The sequence below is a fragment of the Arthrobacter sp. FW305-BF8 genome, assembly GCF_021789315.1.
Taxonomy (GTDB): Bacteria; Actinomycetota; Actinomycetes; order Actinomycetales; family Micrococcaceae; genus Arthrobacter.
On record NZ_CP084561.1, the window covers coordinates 1,169,088 to 1,192,299 of the forward strand.

Annotated in this window: 22 protein-coding genes; 18 read left to right on the top strand and 4 right to left on the bottom strand. The window is 66.0% G+C overall.

What is annotated here, in order from left to right; all coding sequences use genetic code 11:
• Positions 1–16 precede the first annotated feature (16 nt).
• From LFT45_RS05230 to LFT45_RS05290, 13 genes are all read left to right on the top strand, one after another.
• A complete protein-coding gene (locus LFT45_RS05230; RefSeq protein WP_236808982.1) occupies positions 17–697 on the top strand; it encodes a hypothetical protein in 681 nt (226 codons plus the stop codon).
• 224 nt (positions 698–921) lie between these two features.
• On the top strand, positions 922–2,088 hold the full coding sequence (gene sucC, locus LFT45_RS05235; RefSeq protein ID WP_236807204.1) for an ADP-forming succinate--CoA ligase subunit beta: 1,167 nt from the start codon (positions 922–924) through the stop codon (positions 2,086–2,088).
• Positions 2,089–2,118: 30 nt separating this feature from the next.
• On the top strand, positions 2,119–3,021 hold the full coding sequence (gene sucD / locus LFT45_RS05240) for a succinate--CoA ligase subunit alpha (protein WP_102973203.1): 903 nt from the start codon (positions 2,119–2,121) through the stop codon (positions 3,019–3,021).
• A 172-nt stretch (positions 3,022–3,193) separates the two neighbouring features.
• Positions 3,194–3,667 carry an SRPBCC family protein gene (locus tag LFT45_RS05245; RefSeq protein WP_236807206.1) on the top strand — a complete coding sequence of 158 codons (474 nt, stop codon included), beginning with the start codon at positions 3,194–3,196 and terminating at the stop codon, positions 3,665–3,667.
• A 205-nt stretch (positions 3,668–3,872) separates the two neighbouring features.
• Positions 3,873–4,277 (top strand): tautomerase family protein, encoded by a 405-nt coding sequence (locus LFT45_RS05250; RefSeq protein WP_236807208.1) that lies wholly within the window; start codon positions 3,873–3,875, stop codon positions 4,275–4,277.
• A 224-nt stretch (positions 4,278–4,501) separates the two neighbouring features.
• A complete protein-coding gene (iolC, locus tag LFT45_RS05255) occupies positions 4,502–5,536 on the top strand; it encodes a 5-dehydro-2-deoxygluconokinase (protein ID WP_236807209.1) in 1,035 nt (344 codons plus the stop codon).
• Positions 5,533–6,483, top strand: coding sequence for a Cgl0159 family (beta/alpha)8-fold protein (locus LFT45_RS05260; RefSeq protein ID WP_236807211.1), 951 nt, complete (start codon positions 5,533–5,535; stop codon positions 6,481–6,483). Before iolC ends, LFT45_RS05260 begins: the two co-directional genes overlap by 4 nt.
• 38 nt (positions 6,484–6,521) lie before the next feature.
• Positions 6,522–8,450, top strand: a complete 1,929-nt coding sequence (gene iolD, locus LFT45_RS05265; RefSeq protein ID WP_236808984.1) for a 3D-(3,5/4)-trihydroxycyclohexane-1,2-dione acylhydrolase (decyclizing) — start codon at positions 6,522–6,524, stop codon at positions 8,448–8,450.
• Positions 8,451–8,497: 47 nt separating this feature from the next.
• Positions 8,498–10,009: a CoA-acylating methylmalonate-semialdehyde dehydrogenase gene (locus tag LFT45_RS05270; protein ID WP_236807213.1), complete on the top strand. Its 1,512-nt coding sequence runs from the start codon at positions 8,498–8,500 to the stop codon at positions 10,007–10,009.
• A gap of 95 nt (positions 10,010–10,104) precedes the next feature.
• Positions 10,105–11,016, top strand: coding sequence for a sugar phosphate isomerase/epimerase family protein (locus LFT45_RS05275; RefSeq protein WP_236807215.1), 912 nt, complete (start codon positions 10,105–10,107; stop codon positions 11,014–11,016).
• A gap of 35 nt (positions 11,017–11,051) precedes the next feature.
• Complete coding sequence (locus tag LFT45_RS05280) at positions 11,052–12,065, top strand: Gfo/Idh/MocA family protein (protein WP_236807216.1); 1,014 nt, start codon at positions 11,052–11,054, stop codon at positions 12,063–12,065.
• A 115-nt stretch (positions 12,066–12,180) separates the two neighbouring features.
• On the top strand, positions 12,181–13,056 hold the full coding sequence (locus LFT45_RS05285) for a sugar phosphate isomerase/epimerase family protein (RefSeq protein WP_236807218.1): 876 nt from the start codon (positions 12,181–12,183) through the stop codon (positions 13,054–13,056).
• Positions 13,053–14,495: a sugar porter family MFS transporter gene (locus LFT45_RS05290; RefSeq protein WP_236807219.1), complete on the top strand. Its 1,443-nt coding sequence runs from the start codon at positions 13,053–13,055 to the stop codon at positions 14,493–14,495. Before LFT45_RS05285 ends, LFT45_RS05290 begins: the two co-directional genes overlap by 4 nt.
• A gap of 71 nt (positions 14,496–14,566) precedes the next feature.
• On the opposite strand, the gene LFT45_RS05295 is transcribed toward LFT45_RS05290, so the two are convergent.
• Positions 14,567–15,016, bottom strand: coding sequence for a MarR family winged helix-turn-helix transcriptional regulator (locus LFT45_RS05295; protein WP_236807221.1), 450 nt, complete (start codon positions 15,014–15,016; stop codon positions 14,567–14,569).
• A gap of 172 nt (positions 15,017–15,188) precedes the next feature.
• Here LFT45_RS05295 and LFT45_RS05300 point away from each other — a divergent pair, with 172 nt between their 5' ends.
• On the top strand, positions 15,189–16,454 hold the full coding sequence (locus tag LFT45_RS05300; protein ID WP_236807223.1) for an MFS transporter: 1,266 nt from the start codon (positions 15,189–15,191) through the stop codon (positions 16,452–16,454).
• 7 nt (positions 16,455–16,461) lie between these two features.
• On the opposite strand, the gene iolB is transcribed toward LFT45_RS05300, so the two are convergent.
• The 3 genes from iolB to LFT45_RS05315 all read right to left on the bottom strand — a co-directional run bounded on the left by iolB (position 16,462) and on the right by LFT45_RS05315 (position 19,417).
• Positions 16,462–17,370, bottom strand: coding sequence for a 5-deoxy-glucuronate isomerase (gene iolB / locus LFT45_RS05305; protein ID WP_236807232.1), 909 nt, complete (start codon positions 17,368–17,370; stop codon positions 16,462–16,464).
• A gap of 118 nt (positions 17,371–17,488) precedes the next feature.
• A complete protein-coding gene (locus LFT45_RS05310) occupies positions 17,489–18,229 on the bottom strand; it encodes a GntR family transcriptional regulator (protein ID WP_236807233.1) in 741 nt (246 codons plus the stop codon).
• A gap of 177 nt (positions 18,230–18,406) precedes the next feature.
• Positions 18,407–19,417: a gamma-glutamyl-gamma-aminobutyrate hydrolase family protein gene (locus LFT45_RS05315; RefSeq protein ID WP_236807234.1), complete on the bottom strand. Its 1,011-nt coding sequence runs from the start codon at positions 19,415–19,417 to the stop codon at positions 18,407–18,409.
• 41 nt (positions 19,418–19,458) lie between these two features.
• On the opposite strand from LFT45_RS05315, the gene LFT45_RS05320 reads away from it, so the two are divergent.
• The 4 genes from LFT45_RS05320 (at position 19,459) to LFT45_RS05335 (ending at position 23,108) form a co-directional block, all read left to right on the top strand.
• Complete coding sequence (locus LFT45_RS05320) at positions 19,459–19,926, top strand: polyketide cyclase / dehydrase and lipid transport (protein ID WP_236807235.1); 468 nt, start codon at positions 19,459–19,461, stop codon at positions 19,924–19,926.
• Between the two features lie 82 nt (positions 19,927–20,008).
• Positions 20,009–20,716 carry a FadR/GntR family transcriptional regulator gene (locus tag LFT45_RS05325; protein WP_236807236.1) on the top strand — a complete coding sequence of 236 codons (708 nt, stop codon included), beginning with the start codon at positions 20,009–20,011 and terminating at the stop codon, positions 20,714–20,716.
• Between the two features lie 211 nt (positions 20,717–20,927).
• On the top strand, positions 20,928–22,295 hold the full coding sequence (locus LFT45_RS05330) for an MFS transporter (RefSeq protein WP_236807238.1): 1,368 nt from the start codon (positions 20,928–20,930) through the stop codon (positions 22,293–22,295).
• 36 nt (positions 22,296–22,331) lie between these two features.
• Entirely contained in the window at positions 22,332–23,108 is a 777-nt protein-coding gene (locus tag LFT45_RS05335; protein ID WP_236807240.1) for an SDR family NAD(P)-dependent oxidoreductase, read from the top strand.
• Positions 23,109–23,212 lie beyond the last annotated feature (104 nt).

Consider the following 23,212-nt stretch of genomic DNA (forward strand, 5'->3'; position numbering starts at 1 on the left):
TGCAGCCCTGGCGCCGATGTTCTGGGTGGCACTGGTCGCAGTGACACTGGCGGGCTGTTCCGTAACCGTCGCGGATCCGGAGTACACCCCGTCGCCACCGCTGCAGGCCCTCGAACAGCTGAAACAAGCTCCGCTCACTGACCCCGCGGGGTTTGCGGCAGGGGAGGACGTGCTGGCGTTCGTCACTGCGGACCGGAACGTGGTGTGCGCGCTGACCTCAGCCCGCGGGCCGCACCTGAACCTGCCGTACGAAACCAATAATTTCAGCGATCCCGATAACCAGAAACTGGCAACCGTGCCCGTGGCACACTGCGAGCTCGCGGCGTATCCGGCGCCGGCAGCACCGGACGTTGCTGACGACTGCGCGGGGACCGGACTCGGCTATCTGGGCGGCGCGGCACTCCTGACTCCCAGCCGGGCACGCTACGGCGAATGCCGGGCCGGGGTCACGCAGATGGAGGCCGAGTACGGGCCCAAGGGCACCGCCAACGGACCCGTCTCCAAGCTTCGCGTCCTGCCCGACGGCGGCAACCTCGAACGGAACGGTTTGCGGTGCTCTGCCTACCGCTCTGGGGTGGCCTGCGGAAACGTCTCTGCCGGCGTCGGTTTCTTTATCAGCCGGGATCATTACGAACTCATCTCCGCGAAGGGCAAGAACGTCCAGACGGCGCCCGCCAAGGCCCAAAAAACCCCGTAATCACGGGGTTTTTCTACCGTCCATAGAATAGTGTCGTTACTCACAGAACAGGTAGTCTGGAACAGGCCGGTCCCTTCAAAGGACTAGAGTTCAAAAAAGGATCATTGCGCCGCGTGGCTCGTTTCCGGACCTGCCGCAGGGCGCGCTAATTCCGCAGCCCGGTCCGCACCTTGGGTGCAGTCCGGCTGTACAGAAACTACTTCGACGTAGAAGGACACTAAACCGTGGACCTGTTTGAATATCAGGCGCGCGATATGTTCGAAGCGCACGGTGTACCCGTGCTCGCCGGCATCGTGGCGCACACTCCTGAAGAAGCAAAGGCAGCTGCCGAGAAGATCGGCGGCGTAACTGTCGTCAAGGCACAGGTTAAGGTCGGTGGCCGCGGCAAGGCGGGCGGCGTCAAGGTTGCCAAGTCCGCCGACGAGGCACTTGAGCACTCCACCAACATCCTGGGCATGGACATCAAGGGCCACACCGTCAACAAGGTGATGATCGCCCAGGGTGCCGACATCGCCGAGGAATACTACTTCTCCGTCCTGCTGGACCGGGCCAACCGCAACTACCTGGCCATGTGCTCGGTTGAAGGCGGCATGGAGATCGAGCAGCTCGCCGTTGAGCGGCCCGAGGCCCTGGCCAAGGTAGCAATCGACCCCGCCGTGGGCATCGACCAGGCCAAGGCCGACGAAATCGTCGCTGCCGCCGGCTTCGCTGAAGAACTGCGCGGCAAAGTCGCCAGCGTCATTCTGAAGCTCTGGGACGTCTTCAAGAAGGAAGACGCCACCCTCGTGGAGGTCAACCCGCTGGTCAAGACCGGTGCGGGCGAGATCGTCGCCCTCGACGGCAAGGTCACGCTGGACGAGAACGCCGAATTCCGGCACCCTAAGCACGCACAGCTTGAGGACAAGGAATCCGCTGACCCGCTCGAGGCCAAGGCCAAGGCGCAGGACCTGAACTACGTCAAGCTGGACGGTGAAGTCGGCATCATCGGTAACGGTGCAGGCCTCGTCATGTCCACCCTGGACGTCGTCGCCTACGCCGGCGAGAACCACGGCAACGTCAAGCCCGCCAACTTCCTGGACATCGGCGGCGGAGCTTCCGCCGAGGTCATGGCCGCAGGCCTCGACGTCATCCTGGGCGATGAGCAGGTCAAGTCCGTATTCGTCAACGTCTTCGGCGGCATCACCGCCTGTGACGCTGTCGCCAAGGGCATCGTGGGCGCACTGGCCGAGCTGGGCCACTCCGCCAACAAGCCGCTGGTCGTCCGCCTCGACGGCAACAACGTCGAAGAAGGCCGCCGCATCCTCGAAGAGGCCAACCACCCGCTGGTTACCCTCGCCGCCACCATGGACGAGGGCGCCGACAAGGCCGCCGAGCTCGCCAACGCCCGCTGATCGAGCCTGTCGAGATCTAGGAAAGAAAACATGTCTATTTATCTGAACAAGGACTCCAAGGTCATCGTCCAGGGCATCACGGGCGGCGAAGGCACTAAGCACACCGCCCTCATGCTCAAGGCCGGCACCAACATCGTGGGCGGCGTCAACGCCCGCAAGGCCGGCACCACCGTCCTGCACGGCGAAAACGAGATCAACGTTTTCGGCACCGTCAAGGAAGCCATCGCCGAGACCGGCGCAGACGTCTCCATCGTCTTCGTTCCGCCGGCATTCACCAAGAACGCCGTTGTTGAAGCCATCGAGGCCGGCATCGGCCTGGTCGTCGTCATCACCGAAGGCGTGCCGGTTCAGGACTCCGCCGAGTTCTGGGCACTGGCGCAGTCCAAGGTCGACGCCGACGGCAACCAGGTCACCCGCATCATCGGACCGAACTGCCCCGGCATCATCACCCCGGGCGAGGCCCTCGTGGGCATCACCCCGGCCAACATCACCGGCAAGGGCCCCATCGGCCTGGTCTCCAAGTCCGGCACGCTGACCTACCAGATGATGTACGAACTGCGCGACCTCGGCTTCTCAACGGCCATCGGCATCGGCGGTGACCCCATCATCGGCACCACCCACATCGACGCCCTGGCTGCGTTCGAGGCTGACCCGGAGACCAAGGCCATCGTGATGATCGGCGAAATCGGCGGCGACGCCGAAGAGCGTGCGGCCGACTTCATCAAGGCCAACGTCACCAAGCCGGTCGTCGGCTATGTGGCCGGCTTCACCGCGCCGGAAGGCAAGACCATGGGCCACGCAGGCGCCATCGTCTCCGGTTCCGCCGGTACCGCCCAGGCCAAGAAGGAAGCCCTCGAAGCTGCAGGCGTGAAGGTCGGCAAGACGCCGTCCGAGACCGCCAAGCTGCTGCGCGAAGTCTTCGCAGCACTCTAAGGCCCACTTCAAGCAACGCGGGGTCACTCCCAGCCCAATCCACCCCCCGGATTGGGCGCGGAGTGACCCCGCGTTTCTTGTTTAAGCGCGGGCGGCCTGCCCCTTGCCCCGGCGCGGCAGTGCGGTCTATGTTGGCGGTCTCGAAGCACTGCAGCAGGGACAAGGACCGATCATGAGCAATGCACTTAAACTGACCGTCCCCGACGGCGTCCCGTTCATCGACTTTGAGCGGGAGTTCGACTTCCCGGTGGCGGACGTGTTCCGCGCGCACAAGGAGCCTGAGCTGATCGCCCAGTGGCTGGGCCCGCGCGGTACTAACATCGACATCGACCACTACGACTTCCGTTCCGGAGGCACCTACCTGTACAACCACACCGGCCCGGACGGGGTGACGTACGCCTTCAGCGGCATCTTCCACACCGTCCGTGAAAACGAGTTCGCCATCCAGACCTTCGAGTTCAGCGGCTACCCGGACATCGTCAGCATCGAATTCATGAGCTTCGAGGACCTGGGCGGCGGCAGGTGCCGGCTGCGGGCCCACTCTGTCTATCCCAGCATGGAGGCCCGCGAGGGGATGGCCCAATCAGGCATGGAAAGCGGCCTGTCCGACGGCTACGAGCGGCTCGAGGAGCTGCTCGCGAAATAGGGCGGCACCACAACTGAATTGTCCGACGGCGGCCGGTGACCTTTAGCTCGAAGGTCACCGGCCGCCGTCGGACGTTAACACCCAAGTAGGTAGCAGCAGATGGCGTTCCCAGAGCTGGGAACGCCATCTGCTGCTACCTACTTGGGCTCTTGCGCAACTGCAGCAGTTTGATAGTATGTCAGGACAAACTATCAAAGGAGAGCAAATGCCGCTCGTACGAATCGATGTCCACTACGGGCGCAGCCAGGACGAACTTGGCCGCCTTAGCCGGGGCATCCACGACGCAATCCTGGCCGAGTATGGAATCCCGGAACGCGACTACTTCCACATCGTCACTGAACATGCGCCGGGCCAAATCGTGGCGCAGGACGCGGGCCTGGGCTTCGAGCGCACACGCGACGTCGTTATGATCCAGATCTTCACGCAGGGCGGGCGCACCCAGGGGGCCAAGCAGAGTCTGTTTGCCGCAGTGGCGGACAAGCTGGGGGCTCTGGGAGTCGCCGGCGAGGACGTTTTCATTGGCTATGTCGAGAACACGGCGGGGGACTGGTCCTTCGGATTTGGCCGCGCGCAGTACGTTACCGGAGAGCTTGCCGTACCCAAGAAATAGGGCTCGAAGGATTGCCCCCTGCGACCCGATTTTGCACTTGTGGAATGCGCGGTAACGGGCAAGTTCTGCTTGTTGTAAGTATGTCATTACAAACTTTTGACAGGACATAAATTCTAGGGCACAGTAGTTCTTGTGGTCCCGCTCACGGGGCCGCGCGGAACGCCGGAGCCTTGGCCGTTCGGCTGCTTAGAGGTTGAGATCCAAAAGAAAGGTCCACGATCACCGTGACCCACGAACTGCTCACGATCGGGCGAATCAGCGTTGATATCTACCCGAACGACATCGGGGTGGGGCTGGAGGATGTGACGTCCTTCGGCAAGTACCTCGGTGGCTCACCGTCCAATGTTGCTGTTGCCGCCGCCCGCCATGGCCGCCGGACGGGCGTTATCACCCGCACCGGAGACGATCCCTTCGGTACGTACCTGCACCGCGAACTGGAAAAGTTCGGCGTCGATGATTCCTTCGTCAGCCCGGTCCAGGGGCTCCAGACACCGGCCACGTTCTGCGCCATCCAGCCGCCGCATGATTTCCCGCTGTACTTCTACGGCAGGTTCCCCACGGCACCGGACCTGCAGATCAAGGCCGACGAACTCGACACGGACGCCATCCGCGAGGCACAAATTTTCTGGTCCACGGTGACCGGTCTGTGCCAGGAGCCGAGCCGCGAGGCGCACATCAAGGCCCATGAGGCACGGCCCCGCACCGGCCTGACGCCGGGCCAGTACACCATCCTGGACCTCGACTACCGCCCTATGTTCTGGGCTTCGGAGGAGGAAGCCCGGGAGCAGGTGGCCCGGATCCTGCCGCACGTCACCGTGGCCATCGGCAACGACCAGGAATGCTCTGTGGCCGTGGGCCCGGGCACCCCGGATGAGCAGGCGGACCGCTTGCTGGCCGCCGGCGTCGAAATCGCGGTCGTGAAGCTCGGCCCGGAAGGTGTGATGGCCAAGACCCGCACCGAGCGCGTGGTCTCCGCTCCGGTTCCGGTTGAGACCGTCAACGGCCTCGGTGCCGGCGACTCCTTCGGCGGCGCGTTCGTGCATGGACTGCTCTCCGGCTGGCCGCTGGCACAGGTCCTGGACTACGCGAATGCTGCCGGCGCCATTGTTGCCTCCCGGCTGTCCTGTGCGGATGCCATGCCCACCCCCGCTGAGGTGACCTCCCTGCTCGCCGAGCGCGGACGCCTTGTTCCCGATGCTGCTGTTCCCGGCCAGGACTCAGCTCCCAGCCAACTCACCCCCGAAGGAGCGGCCCTGTGAGCCTCAACCCCGGTTCCGCTGCCCTGGCGGTGGATGACAACCCCCGCCGATACGAACACCTGAGCACCATCCGGCTCGAAGACCCCGACGCCGTGGCCCGGGCAGCCAAGGCCCGCCGCCGCCACCCCGGCCTGAAGCACGGCCGGCAGAACTTCATCGTCGCCGCCGACCACCCGGCCCGCGGCGCCCTCTCAGTTGGCAGCGACCCGGTGGCCATGGCCGACCGCCGCCAGCTCCTGGACCGGCTGCAGATCGCGCTGGCCAACCCGGCAGTCGACGGCATTCTGGCTTCCCCGGACATCATGGACGACCTGCTGCTGCTGGGCGCCCTCGACGGCAAGCTCGTGTTCGGTTCGATGAACCGCGGCGGCCTCGCCGGCCTCGTCAACGAGTTCGACGACCGCTTCACCGGCCACACCGCCGCGGCGCTGGAAGAACTGGGCGCGGACGGCGGAAAGATGCTGACCCGCATCTGCCTCGGCGACCCGGACACGGTTGCGCTGCTCGAGGCCACGGCGAGGGCCATCGACTCGCTCGCCGAGCGCAAGCTTATCGCCATGGTGGAGCCCTTCCTGTCCGTCCGGGAGAACGGCCGGGTCCGCAACGACCTGAGCCCGGACGCCGTGATCAAGTCCATCGCGATCGCCGAGGGCCTGGGCTCCACGAGCGCCTACACCTGGATGAAGCTGCCGGTCGTTGCCGAGATGGAACGCGTCATGGCCGCCACCACCATGCCCACCGTGCTGCTGGGCGGGGACCCGGCAGGCACCCAGGACGAGGTGTTCGCCACCTGGGGAGCCGCCCTCGCCCTGCCCGGCGTGCAGGGACTCACCGTCGGCCGGACCCTGCTGTACCCGCAGGACGGCGACGTTGCCGGAGCGGTCGCCGCGGCCGCATCACTCCTCCACCACACCACATCAGCCTTCACCGCAGAAGTATCGGAGTAGCTCCCATGGGGACGAAAACAGGAACAGGAACCCGCCGGATGACCGTGGCGCAGGCCGTGGTCGAATACCTTTCCAAGCAGTACACCGTTGATTCCGTGGGTGGGGTCGATTTCCGCGAACGCCTGATTCCGGGCACGTTCGGTATTTTCGGGCACGGCAATGTGGCCGGTGTGGGCCAGGCCCTGAAGCAGTACCAGCAGTTCGATCCGACGATCATGCCGTACTACCAGGGCCGCAACGAGCAGGCCCAGTCCCACCAGGCCGTGGGCTACGCCCGGCACACCCGCCGCCGCCAGACCTTCGCGATCAGCACCTCCATCGGTCCGGGTTCCTCGAACCTGCTCACCGGTGCCGCGCTGGCCACCACGAACCGGCTGCCGGTGCTGCTGCTGCCGTCCGACACGTTCGCCACGCGTGCTGCGGACCCGGTGCTGCAGCAGCTCGAGCAGCCCTACGCGTACGACCTCACGGTCAACGACGCGTTCCGGCCGCTGTCCAAGTTCTTCGACCGGGTCACCCGCCCGGAGCAGCTGTTCTCCGCGTTCCACCACGGCCTGCGCGTCCTCACCGACCCGGCCGAGACCGGCGCGGTGACCATCTCGCTGCCCCAGGACGTCCAGGCCGAAGCGTTCGACGTTCCCGAGGAGTTCCTCGCCGAGCGTGAGTGGCGGATCCGCCGCCCGGAAGCGGACGACGACGACATCGCCCGTGCCGCCGAAGCCATCCGGGCCGCGAAGCGGCCCCTGATCATCGCCGGCGGCGGCGTACTGTACGCGTACGCCAACGAGGAATTGGCGAAGTTCGCCGAGCTGACCGGCATCCCGGTGGGCAACACGCAGGCGGGCGTCGGCGTCCTGCCGTGGGACCACAAGTACTCCCTCGGCGCCATCGGCTCCACGGGCACGACGGCGGCCAACGCCCTGGCGGCCGAAGCGGACCTGATCATCGGCATCGGCACCCGCTACGAGGACTTCACCACAGCGTCCCGGACCGCATTCCAGAACCCGGACCTGAAGTTCATCAACATCAACGTCGCACCGATCGACGCGTACAAGCACGGCACCTCGCTGCCGATCGTCGCGGACGCCCGGAAGGCACTGGTCAAGCTCAACCAGGCACTGGGCGGCTACCGCGTGGGTGCCGACCTCGAGCAGCAGATCGCCGCCGAAAAGGAGCGCTGGAACACCACGGTGGATACGGCGTTCGACACGCGCTTCAGCCCCCTGCCGGCGCAGAACGAGATCATCGGTGCCACCAACCGAGCCATGGACGCCCAGGATGTTGTCATCTGCGCCGCCGGCTCCCTGCCCGGTGACCTGCACAAGATGTGGCGGGTCCGCGACCCGTTCGGCTACCACGTCGAATACGCCTACTCCTGCATGGGCTACGAGATCCCCGGCGGGCTGGGCGTCAAGCGCGCAGCGCTTGCCGAGGCCGCCAAGGGCGGCGCCCAGCGCGACGTCGTCGTGATGGTGGGGGACGGCTCCTACCTGATGATGCACACCGAACTGGTCACCGCCGTCGCCGAGCGGATCAAGCTGATCGTGGTCCTGATCCAGAACCACGGCTACGCCTCCATCGGCTCGCTGTCTGAATCGCTCGGCTCGCAGCGCTTCGGCACCCAGTACCGCGTCCTGGACGAGGAACAGCACAGCTTCGACGAGGGCGAGACCCTCCCGGTGGACCTGGCCCTGAACGCCGAGTCCCTCGGCGTGAAGGTGATCCGGATCGAGCCCGGGGAGAAGGCCATCGCCGAACTCGAACAGGCCATCCGTGATGCCAAAGCCGCCCCGGAGCGCGGCGGCCCGATCGTGATCCACGTCGAATCCGACCCGCTGCTGGACGCGCCGAGCTCCGAATCCTGGTGGGACGTGCCCGTCTCCGCAGTTTCGGAACTCGACTCCACCAAGCAGGCCTTCCAGACCTACATCGACCACAAGTCCCGCCAGCGCAAGCTGCTCGGCTAGCCTCCCCCACGCTTCACGACAAGCTACAGAGCAAGGAAGTCACCCTTATGTCAACGACGACCGTCACCACCACCATCAACCACTTCATCAACGGCGCGGAGTCTGCCGGCGAGGGCGGCCGCACCACCCCCGTCTACAACCCGGCCACCGGCCAGGTCACCGCCGAGCTGCGCCTGGCCAACCGCGCCGACCTGGACACCACGGTCGCCGCCGCCCGCGCCGCCGCCGACTCCTGGGGCGACATCTCCCTGGCCAAGCGCACGGCCGTGCTGTTCAAGTTCCGCGAACTCGTGGCCGAGCACGTCGATGAACTCGCCGAGCTGATCACGGCAGAGCACGGCAAGGTCATCTCCGACGCCAAGGGCGAGATCGGCCGCGGTCTGGAGGTCATCGAGTTCGCCTGCGGCATCCCGTCCCTGCTCAAGGGCGACTACTCGGACCAGGTCTCCACCGGCATCGACGTGTTCTCCTTCCGCGAACCCCTCGGTGTCGTCGCCGGCATCACGCCGTTCAACTTCCCGGTCATGGTGCCGCTGTGGATGGCGCCGATGGCGATCGCCACCGGCAACGCCTTCATCCTCAAGCCCTCCGAACGCGACCCCTCCGCCTCGCTGCTGCTGGCCAGGCTGTGGAAGGACGCCGGCCTGCCCGATGGCGTGTTCCAGGTCCTGCACGGTGACAAGGAAACGGTCGACGGGCTGCTGTCCCACCCGGATGTGGACGGCATCTCCTTCGTCGGCTCCACTCCGATCGCGAAGTACGTCCACGAGACCGCCACCGCGCACGGCAAGCGCGTCCAGGCACTGGGCGGGGCGAAGAACCACGCCATCATCCTGCCGGACGCCGACCTGGACAACGCCGCGGACCACCTCGCCGCCGCCGCGTTCGGCTCGGCCGGGGAGCGCTGCATGGCGATCTCCGTCGCCGTCGCGGTCGGGGACGCCGCGGACCTGCTGGTCAAGAAGGTCGAAGAGCGCGCTACCGCGGTCAAGGTCGACAACGGCACCGTACCCGGCGCCGAAATGGGCCCGGTCATCACCCCCGCCTCCAAGGAACGCATCGTCAAGATCGTCACCGAAGCCGAAGCAGCGGGCGCCGCGATGGTGGTGGACGGCCGCGACCTCGTCGTCCCCGGCCACGAAGAAGGGTTCTGGGTCGGGCCCACCGTGCTCGACCACGTCAAGACCGAAATGACCGCCTACACCGAGGAGATCTTCGGACCGGTCCTCGTCGTCGTCCGCGTCGATACCCTGGAGGACGGCATCAGGCTGATCAACTCCAACCCCTACGGCAACGGCACCGCAATCTTCACCTCCTCCGGCGCCGCCGCCCGCAAGTTCCAGCGCTCCGTGACCGTCGGCATGATCGGCATCAACGTGCCCCTGCCGGTCCCCGTGGCGTACCACTCCTTCGGCGGCTGGAAGGCCTCCCTCTTCGGCGACAAGCACATCTACGGCCCCGAAGGCGTCTCCTTCTACACCCGCGGCAAGGTCGTCACCTCCCGCTGGCCCGAAACCCACCACGCCTCCGGCGCCTCCTACAACTTCCCCTCCAACTAGCCCCCGTCCCACCCAACTAACTGGCATTAGTTGTCGTTATGAGCCCTCAAAACGACAACAACTGCGAGTCAGTTGGGAAATCTAAGGATTGAGCAATGACAGAGAACAAGCTGATCATCGGCACCGCGCCCGACTCCTGGGGCGTGTGGTTTGCGGATGACCCCAAGCAGACCCCGTGGGAGCGCTTCCTGGACGAGGTGGCCGAGTCCGGCTACAAGTGGATCGAGCTGGGCCCCTACGGCTACCTGCCCAATGACCCCACCCGGCTCGCAGAAGAGCTCAAGCAGCGCGACCTGAAGGTCTGCGCCGGAACCGTCTTTACAGCGTTCCACCGCGGCCTGGACCAGTGGGAGACGGCCTGGGAGCCGGCCCGCAAGGTCGCAGAACTGACCGCGGCCATGGGCGGCGAGCACATCGTGGTCATCCCCGCGATGTGGCGCGACGACGTCACGGGCGAGGCCGTGGAGAGCGGCACGCTCAGCGACAAAGCCTGGAGCGACCTGTTCGCCGGCCACAACCGGCTGGGAAAGACGCTGCTCGAGGACTTCGGCCTCAAGCAGCAGTTCCACTCCCACGCCGACTCGCACGTCGGAGCCCAGGAGGACATCGAAACGCTGCTGGGCGCTACCGATCCGCAGTACCTCAACCTGTGCCTGGACACCGGCCACGCGGAATACTGCGGTGCCTCCAGCCTGGAGCTCATCAAGAACTACCCGGACCGGATCGGGTACCTGCACCTGAAGCAGATCAACCCGGACGTCCTGAAGACGGTCAACGAGGAAAACATGACCTGGGCCGCGGCCAACCTGGCCGGCGTCATGACGGAACCGCCCAACGGCCTGCCGGACCTGCGCGCGGTCATCGAGGCCGTCGAGGCCCTGGACCGGCCGATCTTCGGCATCGTGGAGCAGGACATGTACCCCGTGGCCTTCGACGTTCCCATGCCCATCGCCAAGCGCACCCGCAACTACCTGCTGTCCTGCGGCTCCCGCACCGCGGTCAGCTAGCCTCCGCCCGGCATCCCAAACGTAAGGAAAGAACAATGACTGAAACCCTTCGCGTCGCCGTTATCGGCGCCGGCCGCATGGGCGCGGACCACATCCAGCGCCTCAGCAAGCGCATCCACGGCGCTGAGGTTGCCGCCGTCGTCGACGTTGACCTCGCCCGTGCGCAGGCAGCCATCGAAGGCATCCCCGGTGCCGTTGCCCTGGCCGACGCCGAAGAGGCGCTGAACAACGGCGACGTCAACGCCGTCCTCATCGCCACACCCGGCTTCCTGCACGAGGAGATCCTGCTCAAGGCCATCGCCAAGGACATTCCCATCCTCTGCGAAAAGCCGCTGACGCCGGATGCCGAGTCGTCCTGGAAGATTGTCCAGGCTGAGGAGAAGCTGGGCCACAAGCGGATCCAGGTGGGCTTCATGCGCCGCTTCGACGCTGAATACGCGGCCCTCGGCTCGGTCATCCGCGACCGCGAACTGGGCGAACTGCTCATGCTGCACCACCAGCACCGCAACCCCAGCACGCCCGCGGGCTTCACCAACGAGATGCTCATCAACGACTCCGTGGTCCATGAGTTCGACGCCATCCGCTTCTTCACGGGCGAAGAGATCACGTCCGTGCAGGTCCGGCTCGGCAAGGCCACGAAGAACGCCCCGGCCGGACAGCACGATCCGCAGCACGTCCTGATCGAAACCGAGTCCGGCGTCCTGGCCGACGTCGAAATCTACGTGAACGCGAAGTTCGGCTACGAAGTGGCCACACAGGCTTCCTTCGAGGACGGCATCGTGAGCATCGGCGGCGACAGCGGCCCGTACCTCCGCAGCAACGGCCGCTGGGGCGGCAAGGTCACGCCCGGCTTCGAAGAGCGCTTCGGTGCCGCGTACGACGTCGAAATCCAGGCTTGGGTTGACGCGGCGCTCCGCGGCGAAATCGGCGGACCCAGCGCCTGGGACGGCTACGCCACCGCCGCCTGCTGCGAAGCCGGTGTGGAGGCCCAGAAGAACGGCGAGAAGGTGGCTGTGAAGCTGAACGCCAAGCCTGCCCTCTACAGCTAAGCACCCGCCCTTGGAGTTTTTGTCCAGATAATGCGACGTAGAGGCCCTCAAGGTTGCATTATCTGGACAAAAACTCCGCTCGTTAACCGACTCTTTCCACAATGGAGTGTTCCTCGTGAAAATCGCCCTTGACCCCACCCCCTTCCACCACAGCCACAGCCTGCTGGAGTTCCCCAGGGTGGTGGCCGACCTCGGCTACAAGTACATGCAGATGACGCCGCACCCGGATTTCATCCCCTTCTATAACCACCCGAAGGCCGACGACGAACTGGTGGGCCAGTTGAAGAAGGCGTGCACCGACGCCGGAATCGAAATCGCGTCCATCCTGCCTGTGCTGCGCTGGTCCGGCCCGGACGAGGACGCCCGCGAGGCAGCAGTGCGCTACTGGAAGCGCGCCATCCAGATCGCCGTGGACCTGGGCGTGAGCACCATGAACACCGAGTTCAGCGGCCGGCCGGAGCTGGCCGAGGAATCCGAGCGCGCGTTCTACCGCTCCATGGAGGAACTGCTCCCCATCATCGAGCGCGAAGGCATCGACCTGCTCATCGACCCGCACCCGGACGACTTCGTGGAGGAAGGCCTTGCCGCGATCCGCGTCATCCGCGGCCTGAACTCCAAGAACGTCGGCATGGTCTACGTGGCCTCGCACAGCTTTCACATGAAGAACTCGCCGCTGGACATCATGCGCGCGGCAGGGGACAAGCTCCGCCTGGTCCACGTTGCCGACACCATGGACCACCACGCGTCGCATGGACTGCGTTACATCACCAACCCGCCGGGCAACGCCGTCCGGGTGCACCAGCACCTGAAGATCGGCGACGGCGACGTGAACTGGGACGAGTTCTTCGGCGGCTTGAAGGAAATCGGGTTCCTGGACCGGGACGACACCGTGATGGTGTCCAGCGTCTTCGCCGAAGACGACAATGCCGAGGAGGTGTCCCGCTTCCAGCTGGACACCATGAAGCAGTACGTGCAGAAGGTCAGCGTATGACGGCCGCGCCTTCCGGCAAGGCTGACTTGAAACACCAGCGGGCGCTCCGCACGGTCACCATCATTTCCACCTTCGGCGGCCTGCTCTTCGGCTACGACACAGGCGTCATCAACGGTGCCCTGCCTTACATGCAGGAGGACCTGGGCCTGACCCCGCTGGCCGAGGGAATGGTGACGTCGTCGCTCCTGTTCGGTGCTGCCTTCGGTGCGCTGTTCGGCGGCCGGCTGGCGGACCGGAACGGCCGCCGCAAGATGATCATGGTCCTTGCCGTCATCTTCCTGATCGGCACGCTGTCCTGCACCCTGGCCCCGAGCACTGAGTTCATGGTGGCGGCCCGGTTCATCCTGGGCCTGGCCGTGGGCGGAGCGTCCGTGACGGTGCCGGTGTACCTGGCGGAGGTGTCGCCGTCGGCCCGGCGCGGACGGATCGTGACGCAGAACGAGCTCATGATCGTCACCGGGCAGCTGCTCGCCTTCATCTTCAACGCCTACCTCGGCAACACCTTCGGCGAGGCCGGGGGCATCTGGCGCTGGATGCTGGTGATCGCCACGCTGCCGGCCGTCGCCCTGTGGATCGGCATGGCGTTCATGCCCGAAAGCCCCCGCTGGCTAGCCTCCATGGGCAGCTTCGGCGAGGCGCTCGGCGTGCTTCAGCGCATCCGCTCCAAGGCCGAGGCCACGGCGGAGTTCGACGAGGTCAAGGCCATGGCCGTCGAGGACTACAAGTCCAAGATGGGTTCCTGGAAGGACCTTCAAGTCCCTTGGCTGCGGCGGATCTTCTTCGTCGGCGTCGGCCTTGCCGTGATCCAGCAGATCACCGGCGTGAACTCCATCATGTACTACGGCACGCAGATCCTGGCGGATGCCGGCTTCGGCCGCGAAGCCGCGCTCAGCGCCAACATCGCCAACGGTGTCATCTCCGTCCTGGCCACCTTCGTGGGCATCTGGCTGCTCGGCAAGGTGGGGCGCCGCCGAATGCTGATCACTGGCCAGATCGGAACCACCTCGGCGCTACTGCTGATCGGCCTCTTCTCGCTGATCCTGCCGGAGGGGACCGGCCGAGGCTACGTGATCCTGGCGCTAACCGTCACGTTCCTCGCGTTCCAGCAGGGGGCCATTTCACCGGTCACCTGGCTCATGCTCTCGGAGATCTTCCCGCTGAAGCTGCGCGGCCTCGGCATGGGCGCATCGGCCTTCGTGCTCTGGATCGTGAACTTCCTGATTGGCTTCGGCTTCCCGCAGCTGCTCGCCGCCGTCGGGATCTCCAACACGTTCTTCGTGTTCGCCGTCCTGGGTGTCGGGGCGATTCTCTTTGCCGCCAAGTACGTTCCCGAGACCAAGGACAAGAGCCTCGAGGACGTGGAGCACTACTTCAAGCACCAGGCGGGCGTCCCCGCCGAAGCAAGGACCGCCGTCGGAACCAACACCCCGGTCCAATAAGACCGCTCCAGTGCCGGAGGCAGTTTTGCACTCAGGCGTACGACGGCGGCCGGAGGGCCGGGCGGGCAACGTTAGACGCCTGCGTGGAGGCGGGGGAGGGCATCCACCAGGGGTGCCAGCTCCGGCACCTGCTGTGCTTCGGCCAGGGTCCGCTCGAGGGTGGCGTCGTGGACGGGCCGCGCTTCTGCGAGCAGCTTGCTCCCGCTGTCGGTGAGTTCAGTGTAGATGCCTCGGCGGTCGTCCGCGCACAGGATGCGGGTCAGCAGGCCGCGGTCCTCCAGCCGGTTCACCAGGCGGGTGGTCGCGCTGGCGCTGAGGGCGGTGGCCCGGGCCAGCTGCTGCATGCGCATGTGCCACCCGTCCTGGCGGCTGAGCGCGTCCAGCACCGTGTATTCGACGACGGAGAGCTGGGCCTGCCCCTGCAGGGACCGTTCCAGCTCTGCCTCGATCAGCCCGTGCAGGGCCGCCAGGGTGCGCCACCCTTGGGCGCGCACCTCCACGGCGTCGTCCTTGATGCCCATGGGCTCTTTCCTCCTTCGGTCCGGCTCTCCGGAATCAGAGCACGGCACAGATAGTTGCTTGCGCGCTATATTTGCGTATGCAACAATTAGTTGCATCCCAAGAAATAGCGCGTGTGCAACTAACACCTTACGCCGCGCTCCTCTTTTCGTACAGTTCCGAAGGAGCACATCCATGCCTGTTGGCCTGATAGCCCTAGCCCTCGGCGGGTTCGGCATCGGACTCACCGAATTCGTCATCATGGGGCTGCTCCCCGAAGTGGCCGCAGACTTTCAGGTGAGCGAAGCCTCTGCCGGCTGGTTCATCTCCGGTTATGCCCTCGCCGTCGTGGTGGGAGCACTGGGACTTACTGCCGCGGTGTCCCGATTCCAGCGCAAGCCCGTGCTGGCCGTTCTGCTGGTGCTTTTCGTCGCCGGCAACCTGCTGTCCGCCATCGCGCCCGACTACTGGGCGATGATGGCGGGCCGGGTGGTTGCCGCCCTCGCGCACGGCGCCTTCTTCGGCATCGGGGCGGTGGTGGCTGCCGGCATGGTGGCGCCGACGAAGAAGGCCGCCGCCATTGCGATCATGTTCACCGGCCTAACGGCCGCCAACGTCCTGGGCGTTCCGCTCGGCACGTTGCTGGGCCAGGCGGCAGGGTGGCGTTCCACCTTCTGGGCCATCACCGGCATCGGAGTGCTGGCGCTGGTTGGCATCCTGACCTTGGTGCCCAAGGCCGGGAACGGTGACGCCGCAAGCGGCGGACTGCGCAGCGAGCTCCGGGCCTTCCGCTCCGGCCAGGTGTGGCTGTCCATCCTGGTGACCATCCTCGGCTACGGCGGCATGTTCGGCGCCTTCACCTACATCGCCTTCACGCTCACGGAGGTTTCCGGATTCGCGGCGTCCACGGTGCCGTGGCTGCTGATTGTCTTCGGCGCGGGCCTGTTCATCGGCAACACCCTCGGCGGAAGGGCGGCCGACCGCGACGTCGACCGCACCCTGCTCGCCGTACTCTCGGTCCTCGTCGTGGTGCTGGTGGTTTTCGCCCTGAGCGCGGGGAACCAGGTGCTCACCGTCGCCTCCCTGCTGCTCCTCGGCGGTTTCGGGTTCGCCACCGTGCCCGGCCTGCAGATGCGCGTCATGAAGTACGCGGCCAAGGCGCCCACGCTGGCGTCCGGCGCCAATATCGGTGCGTTCAATGTGGGCAATGCGCTCGGCGCCTGGCTCGGCGGCGTGACCATCACCGCCGGCCTGGGCTACACCTCGCCCATCTGGGCAGGGGCCGCGATTACCCTGCTGGGCCTCCTGGTGATGGCCGGCGCTGCCGCCCGGGCGCGGGCAACTGCCCGCCGGGTTGCCGTCTCATTCCCGACGGCGGAGCCGGCGGCTGACGCTTCGGGTCCAACCGGAGCTTCGGTCCAGACTGAAGCGGCCGACGTCGAACCTGCCGCCGCCCGCTGACCGCCTGCTACGCCCCGAACGGCAACCGGGGGTCCAGGTTCTGGCTGTCCCAGGTCTGGCGCACCCAGCCGTGGTGCGGGTCGTCGCTGATGAGCCAGTCGCGGACGCGGCCGGGCCCGGCCATGACGTTGAGGTAGTACATGTCGTAGCCGGGTGCGGCCATGGCGGGGCCGTGCCAGCCGTAGGGGACCAGTACCACGTCGCCGGTGCGCACCTCGGCCGAGACATCGATGGGCCGGTGGTCGGAGGCGTAGACGCGCTGGTAGCCGATGGCGTCCGCATCCTTGCCCGGACCGGCAGAAGCGGAACCCTGGAGGTCGGCCACCCGCGTCTCGAAGTAGTAGATCTCTTCGAGTTGGGTTTCGCCCTCCTTCTCCTCGTCATGCTTGTGGGGAGGGTAGGAGGACCAGTTGCCGGCCGGCGTGAGGACTTCGCACACGATGAAGCGGTCGGCTTCCAGCGCAGCGGGGGTACCGAAGTTGTGGACCTGGCGCGAGCAGTTCCCGGCGCCGCGCAACTCGACGGGCGTCTCGCCCGCGGTGATCAGGCGCGTCGGGTACTGGACCTTGGCGGGCGCCGTCGCGATAGCAACCCGGCCGCCGTCGGACGATGTAACCGTGACCGCCTTGTCTGTCCCTGAGTAGAGCACGTCGGTGGGGCCGCTGAAGACGCTGGCGCGCCCGGCCAGGGGGTGGTCCAGCCCGTCCACGGTGGCCGTGAACGCCCCGCTCAGCGGAATGACAATCCGTTCCTCGGCCGCGGGCGGGAGTTCGACGACGGCGCCCGGCGCCAGTGTGGCCACCTTCAGTCCCGTGTGTTCCCAGCCTTCCACGGCAAGTTTCGAGTCGGACGTTCCCAGCGAAACGTCCCAGCAGCCTTCGGCTGCGCTGCCCAGGGGGTATACCCATTCAGCCATAAGTTCGTGTCCCTTTCGGATGTGTGGTGGTCGGTTCGGCGTACGACGGCCCGGCGCATGACAGCCCGGCGCATGGGCGGGCATTTCGCCGCCCCGCGCTGAAGGAGTCTGCCTGTTCCTAGCGCTGAACCAGTGTCATTTCGAAGCTGTAGGAGTCGCCGCGGTAGACGTGGTGTCCGGTCTCCACGTTCCGGCCCGTGTCATCGACGGCGGTGCGTTCCATGGTGACCAGGGCTGAGCCCGGTTCCGTCTCAAGCAGGGGAGCCTGGTAGTCGTTGGCCACCATGGCGCCGATGCGCTGTGTGGCCAGCCGGAAGTTGACGCCGCCGCTGCGCAGGATGCCGTACAGGCCCTGCGCCTTCAGCAGGTCCTCGTCGATGTGCGTGATGTCGTCGCGCACCCAGTTCTCCATCAGGGCTAGCGGCTTGCCGCCCACTTTCCGGAGCCGGGTGAAATGGTAGACCTTGGCCCCGGCGGCGAGATGCAGAGCCTCCCGGGTGGCGGCGTCGGCCTCGATGTGCGCAAAGGTGAGCACCTCGGTGGTGGGCTTGCTGCCGTTGTTCGTCAGGTCGTCGTACAGGCTGGACAGCTCAAGCGGGCGGCGGACCTGGCTGGACACCACCTGCGTGCCGACACCCCGCTTGCGGACCAGGAGCCCGGAGCGGACCAGTTCATCCATCGCCTTGCGCATGGTGGGGCGCGAGAGGTTCAACTGGGCGGCGAGATCAATCTCGTTCTCCAGCCGGCTCCCGGGTTCCAACAGGCCGGTATGGATGGCAGCCTCAATGCCCTGGACGATCTGATGGTACAGCGGCACCGGCGACGAGCGGTCGATGCTGAGGTGTAGTTGATTCGCCATTGAGTGCTCCCTTTGCGCTGCAGGTTCCTGCGTCCAGAAGGCCTGTATGTCAGTGCATGTCCGTTTGTTAGGACATACTCTGATTTTGATCATAGCAGGGCGCCGCCGGCAGTCAAGGAACGCGGCAGATGGCGGCCGCGGGCAGGGCGTCGCTGGCAGTCAGGGGCCAGCGGGCAGTCAGCGCGTGCGGCATGCCTCCACGAACACGCGGAACGGGGCAAGCCTCTGCTCCTCGGTCAGTTCCATGGCCTCCGGGTGCCACTGCACCGAGGCGACCCACCGCTCGGGATCCTCCAGTGCCTCCACCGTGCCGTCATCCGCCACCGCGGTCACCAGCAGCCCCGGCGCCACCCGGTCCACAGCCTGATGATGGCCGGAAGCGATCTTGACCTCCATTGCGCGTACGTCGCCCGAGTCTGTGTCACCTGTGGGCGCCTCGCCCTCACCGGCAGGGGCAGTCCCGCCGGCCTCCGGAAATTCGGCGGCGGCGTACATCTTCGCCACCTTGGATCCCGGGGTGATGGTCACCTCGTGCCAGACCCACGGCCTGTTGGCCGCTGCCGGAATCTGGCGGTGCGGCACGGTACCCGGAGTCATGTCCTGGACCAGCGTTCCGCCGTAGAGGACATTGAGCAGCTGGTGCCCGCGGCAGATTCCCAGCACCGGCGTGCCGGCATCGAGTGCGCGCCGCGCCACCGCGATGTCCAGCCGGTCCTGCTCCGCATTGACGTCATAGAGCGTGGGCCCCGGTGCCTCGCCGTAGAGGCGCGGGTCCACGTCGCCGCCGCCGGGAAGTACGACGCCGTCAAGCGCCTCGGGCGCGTCCGGCGCCCTATCGCCGTCGGAAGTTCCGCCGTCGGCCGTTCCGCTGTTGGGTTCGCCGCTCGGTCCGGCTTCCAGCGACTCGGCGGTAAGCAGCACCGGCTCGCCGCCCACATCGCGGATGAGGCTGACAATGCAGCCGAAGAGGTTGTTGGCCTTTGCCACCCGCGGGTCCGGATCTGCCGAGCTGCTCAGCCGGACCGGGATGCCGATCCGCGGCCGGCGCTCATCGCGCGGCGCCGCACTCTGTACCTCGCCTGCATCCGGCGCTGCATCCGGCGCTGTGTCCGGGTTCTGCGCTGCGTCTGGGGTCTGCGCCGTTCCTGGGGTCTGCACTGTTCCTGAATTCCGCGGTGAATTCTGCATCCTCAAATTCTGCCCCATATCCGGCCGGTTAGGCTGGCCCGATGAATAACCGCTATCTGGTGTCCCGGGACCGCTTCATTGCCGCGGCGCCGGACGTGGTCTTCGAGGTCCTGGCCACTCCCGCGTTGCACAGCGAAATCGACGGATCAGGCACCGTTAAGGGCGCCCAGCCGCGGGGTCCGCTGCGTCTTGGCCCGGGAGCCAAATTCGGCATGGAAATGAGGACCAGGGTTGATTACCGGATCCTCAATACCGTCACTGAGTTCGAGGAGGGCCGGCGGATCGGCTGGCGCCACTTCTACGGGCATGTGTGGCGTTACCTGCTGGAGCCGGCCACGGACAGCAGCGGCGTGCCCGGAACGCTGGTGACAGAACAGTGGGATGCGTGCCTTGTCCGCGGCAAATTCCTGCTCCGCCTCGCCGGCTACCTGGGCCGCCATCCGGCGAATATCGACAGGACGCTTGCCAGGCTGGACACATACGTTACGGGCGCCCAAGCCGCGGGCTGACGCACATCGTGCCGTTTTTACTGGGACTGCGCGGGTTTCGGTAGTGTTGGGAGCAATAGGCAAGGCGAAAGTAGGGCAGTCGATGGGGCGCAGGACACTTGTTGACGACCTGGTTGACGGTCTGCTGGACGACATTCTTGACGGCAGGCTCAAGCCGCATGATGCGCTGCCGCCGGAAGCCGACATCGCCAAGGCCTACGACGTAAGCCGGCTGACTGCCCGCGAAGCGCTGAAGGCACTCCGGGCACAGAACATCCTTTACGTCAAAGCCGGCCGCGGAACGTTCGTGAACCCTCCAGACAGCTGGACCGGCCTAGACGCGATCATCAAGGCGGCGTCCCACGGCAACGCGGACGACCAGGTTTCCCGCGGCCTGATCGAGGTGCGGCGCATGGTGGAGACCGGCGCCGCCGCGCTCGCGGCCAGGCGCCACTCCGCGGAGCACGCCGAGGAGATGCGGGCATCCATCGCGGACATGAAGAGGTTCCACCAGGCCGGCGACCTTGACGGGTTCGTGGCGGCGGACATTGCCTTCCACGACACTGTCCTGAAGGCCTCCGGCAACCCGTTTGTCCGGGCACTCCTGGCCCAGTTGGGCCAGTCCCTCTACCGCGCCCGCCGCGAGACGTCGGCCATCGAGGAGATCCAGCGGCACGCCATCGCCTTCCATCAGCGCGTGCTGGAGAGCATCCTCACCGGCGACCCCGAATTGGCCCGCAAGGCCATGGACGAGCATATGGACCAGACCTTCGAGGACTACGAACGCTACGTCCACGGAAATCGTTCCTAGGCTCTGTAAACCCGGCGATTCTGCCGGGTCCGCCCTTTTCATCTTGACGTAACGCTCGTCACCCTCCTATGCTTTTGGTCATGTTCTTCCGTCAGATGTCTGACATCAGATCGAATGCAGACATTCCCCTCTGAAGCGGACAGAACCCCATCAGAAAGCATCGGATTCCCCGCGCGAAGCCGCCGGACCGGAACCGACAGACAGAAGGTCGATGATGACTTCATTCACCACAAAGTCCTCCGGACTTGGCGAGCTTGGAGACCGCACGCTCCGCAAGGTCCGCCGACGCGTAATGCCCCTGATTGTGCTCCTCTACTTCATCGCGTACCTCGACCGGAACAACGTCGGCTTCGCGAAGCTGACCATGAGCGAGGACATCGGCCTGAGCGCCGCAGCCTACGGCCTGGGCGCCGGCATCTTCTTCCTCGGCTACGCCGTACTCGAAATCCCGAGCAACGCCGGCATGTACAAGTTCGGTGCCCGCAAGTGGCTGGCCCGCATCCTCATCACCTGGGGCATCTTCGCAGCGGCCATGGCCCTGGTGAACGGCGAAACCACCTACTACATCATCCGCTTCCTGCTGGGCGCGGCCGAGGCCGGCTTCTTTCCCGCCATCCTCTTCTACCTGACCCTGTGGTTCCCGGCTGCACAGCGGGTCACGGTACTGGGCATCTTCATCCTGGCGCAGCCCATCTCCAACGCACTGGGTGCCCCGGTGTCCGGCCTGCTCCTCCAGATGGACGGCATCATGGGCCTGCAGGGCTGGCAGTGGCTCTACATCATTGAAGGCATCCCCGCCATCCTGCTGGGCGTGCTGACCCCCTTCCTGATGACGGACCGTCCGCGGGACGCCAAGTGGCTGGATGCCGACGAGCGCGAATGGCTCGCCACCACCATGGATGCCGAACTGGCCGCCAAGTCCAAGGGCAGCAGCCACAACTTCCTGGCAGGCCTGAAGGACAAGCGCACCATCGTCTACTCGGCCCTCTACTTCGGCCTGGTCTGCGGCATCTACGGCCTGGGCCTCTGGATGCCCACCATCGTCGCAGCCCTGGGCAAGTTCTCCACCGCCGAGGTCGGATTCATTGTCCTCATCCCGTACGCCATCGCCGCGGTCTTCGTCTACTTCTGGAGCAAGCGGGCTGACAAGACCGGCAAGCGTGCCTGGCACAGCGCCGTCAGCATGGTCCTCGCCGGCTTGGGCCTGCTCGCCGCCGGTTTCCTGCTTCCGGTCAACCCTGTCCTGGCACTCATTGCCCTGACCGCCTCGGCCATGGGCATCTACGGGGCCATTGCGCCGTTCCTGTCGATGCCGTCCGCAGCGCTCACCGGCGCAGCCGCGGCCTCCGGCCTGGCGATGGTCAACTCGCTGGGCAACCTGGGCGGATTCGTTGCCCCCTACGCAGTGGGGATCCTGAAGGACGCCACCGGCAACAACCAGAGCGGCCTGCTGTTCCTCTCCTTCTGCCTGTGCGTCACGGCCGGGGCCACCTACCTCTATGCCCGCAAGCGCCCCGAAGGCGATGCCGCGCTGGATCCGGCAGTCAAAGCCACCGCAGACGTTCCGGCCAGCCGCTAAAAACCCATCCGAGAACCACCCGAAGGAATACCCGCAATGAGCTCAATCACCCCTTTCCCCGCAGAGCGCACCGTTGTGCTGACCGGCGCGGCGTCTGCCCGCGGCATCGGCCGCGCGGCAGCTGACCGCATGGCCAGCGAAGGCTGGTCCATCGCGATCCTGGACATCAACGCCGAGGACGCTAAGGCCGCGGCCGCGGAGATCGGGTCCAACCGCGCAGTGAAGGCGATCGGCGTCGGGGCCGACGTCTCCGACGAGGCATCCGTGGACCGGGCCATCACGGAAGTCGAAGAGTCGTTGCCGCCGATCGTGGCCCTTGCCAACCTGGCCGGCATCAGCTCGCCGACGCCCTTCATGGAAACCACCGTTGCCGAGTGGGACAAGGTCTTCGCGATCAACATGCGCGGTACCTTCGTGGTGTCACAGCGGGTCCTCAAGGGAATGATCGAACGCAAGCTCGGCCGCATCGTCAGCATTTCCTCCATCTCGGCCCAGCGCGGCGGAGGGACCTACTCCAAGGTTGCCTACAGCGCCTCCAAGGCCGGCATCGTCGGCTTCACCCGCGCCCTGGCCCGCGAGGTCGGCGAGTTCGGCGTCACCGTGAACGCCATCGCCCCCGGCCCGATCGACACCGACATCATGGGCGGCACGTTGAGCGAGGAGCGCAAGGCACAGATGTCCGAGGGCATCATGATGGGCCGCGTGGGAACCCGCGAGGAAGTTGCTGCGCTGATCTCCTTCCTGCTGGGTGCGGACTCGGGCTACATCACGGCCGCGACCTACGACATCAACGGCGGCCTGCAGGTTTCCTGACCCGTCCGTTCCCGCCCCACTGGGTAGCAGTTGTGGGCGTTCCCAGCGCTGGGAACGCCCACAACTGCTACCCAGTTGGGTCGCTTTGGCTCCGGCGTCCGCCA

Excerpts from the sequence above, each read along its gene's own strand:
- LFT45_RS05230 (WP_236808982.1), top strand. The coding sequence starts at position 17 with ATGTTCTGGGTGGCACTGGTCGCAGTGACACTGGCGGGCTGTTCCGTA.
- sucD (WP_102973203.1), top strand. The coding sequence starts at position 2,119 with ATGTCTATTTATCTGAACAAGGACTCCAAGGTCATCGTCCAGGGCATC.
- LFT45_RS05245 (WP_236807206.1), top strand. The coding sequence starts at position 3,194 with ATGAGCAATGCACTTAAACTGACCGTCCCCGACGGCGTCCCGTTCATC.
- LFT45_RS05250 (WP_236807208.1), top strand. The coding sequence starts at position 3,873 with ATGCCGCTCGTACGAATCGATGTCCACTACGGGCGCAGCCAGGACGAA.
- iolD (WP_236808984.1), top strand. The coding sequence starts at position 6,522 with ATGACCGTGGCGCAGGCCGTGGTCGAATACCTTTCCAAGCAGTACACC.
- LFT45_RS05270 (WP_236807213.1), top strand. The coding sequence starts at position 8,498 with ATGTCAACGACGACCGTCACCACCACCATCAACCACTTCATCAACGGC.
- LFT45_RS05275 (WP_236807215.1), top strand. The coding sequence starts at position 10,105 with ATGACAGAGAACAAGCTGATCATCGGCACCGCGCCCGACTCCTGGGGC.
- LFT45_RS05280 (WP_236807216.1), top strand. The coding sequence starts at position 11,052 with ATGACTGAAACCCTTCGCGTCGCCGTTATCGGCGCCGGCCGCATGGGC.
- LFT45_RS05290 (WP_236807219.1), top strand. The coding sequence starts at position 13,053 with ATGACGGCCGCGCCTTCCGGCAAGGCTGACTTGAAACACCAGCGGGCG.
- LFT45_RS05295 (WP_236807221.1), bottom strand. The coding sequence starts at position 15,016 with ATGGGCATCAAGGACGACGCCGTGGAGGTGCGCGCCCAAGGGTGGCGC.
- LFT45_RS05300 (WP_236807223.1), top strand. The coding sequence starts at position 15,189 with ATGCCTGTTGGCCTGATAGCCCTAGCCCTCGGCGGGTTCGGCATCGGA.
- iolB (WP_236807232.1), bottom strand. The coding sequence starts at position 17,370 with ATGGCTGAATGGGTATACCCCCTGGGCAGCGCAGCCGAAGGCTGCTGG.
- LFT45_RS05310 (WP_236807233.1), bottom strand. The coding sequence starts at position 18,229 with ATGGCGAATCAACTACACCTCAGCATCGACCGCTCGTCGCCGGTGCCG.
- LFT45_RS05315 (WP_236807234.1), bottom strand. The coding sequence starts at position 19,417 with ATGCAGAATTCACCGCGGAATTCAGGAACAGTGCAGACCCCAGGAACG.
- LFT45_RS05320 (WP_236807235.1), top strand. The coding sequence starts at position 19,459 with ATGAATAACCGCTATCTGGTGTCCCGGGACCGCTTCATTGCCGCGGCG.
- LFT45_RS05325 (WP_236807236.1), top strand. The coding sequence starts at position 20,009 with ATGGGGCGCAGGACACTTGTTGACGACCTGGTTGACGGTCTGCTGGAC.
- LFT45_RS05330 (WP_236807238.1), top strand. The coding sequence starts at position 20,928 with ATGATGACTTCATTCACCACAAAGTCCTCCGGACTTGGCGAGCTTGGA.
- LFT45_RS05335 (WP_236807240.1), top strand. The coding sequence starts at position 22,332 with ATGAGCTCAATCACCCCTTTCCCCGCAGAGCGCACCGTTGTGCTGACC.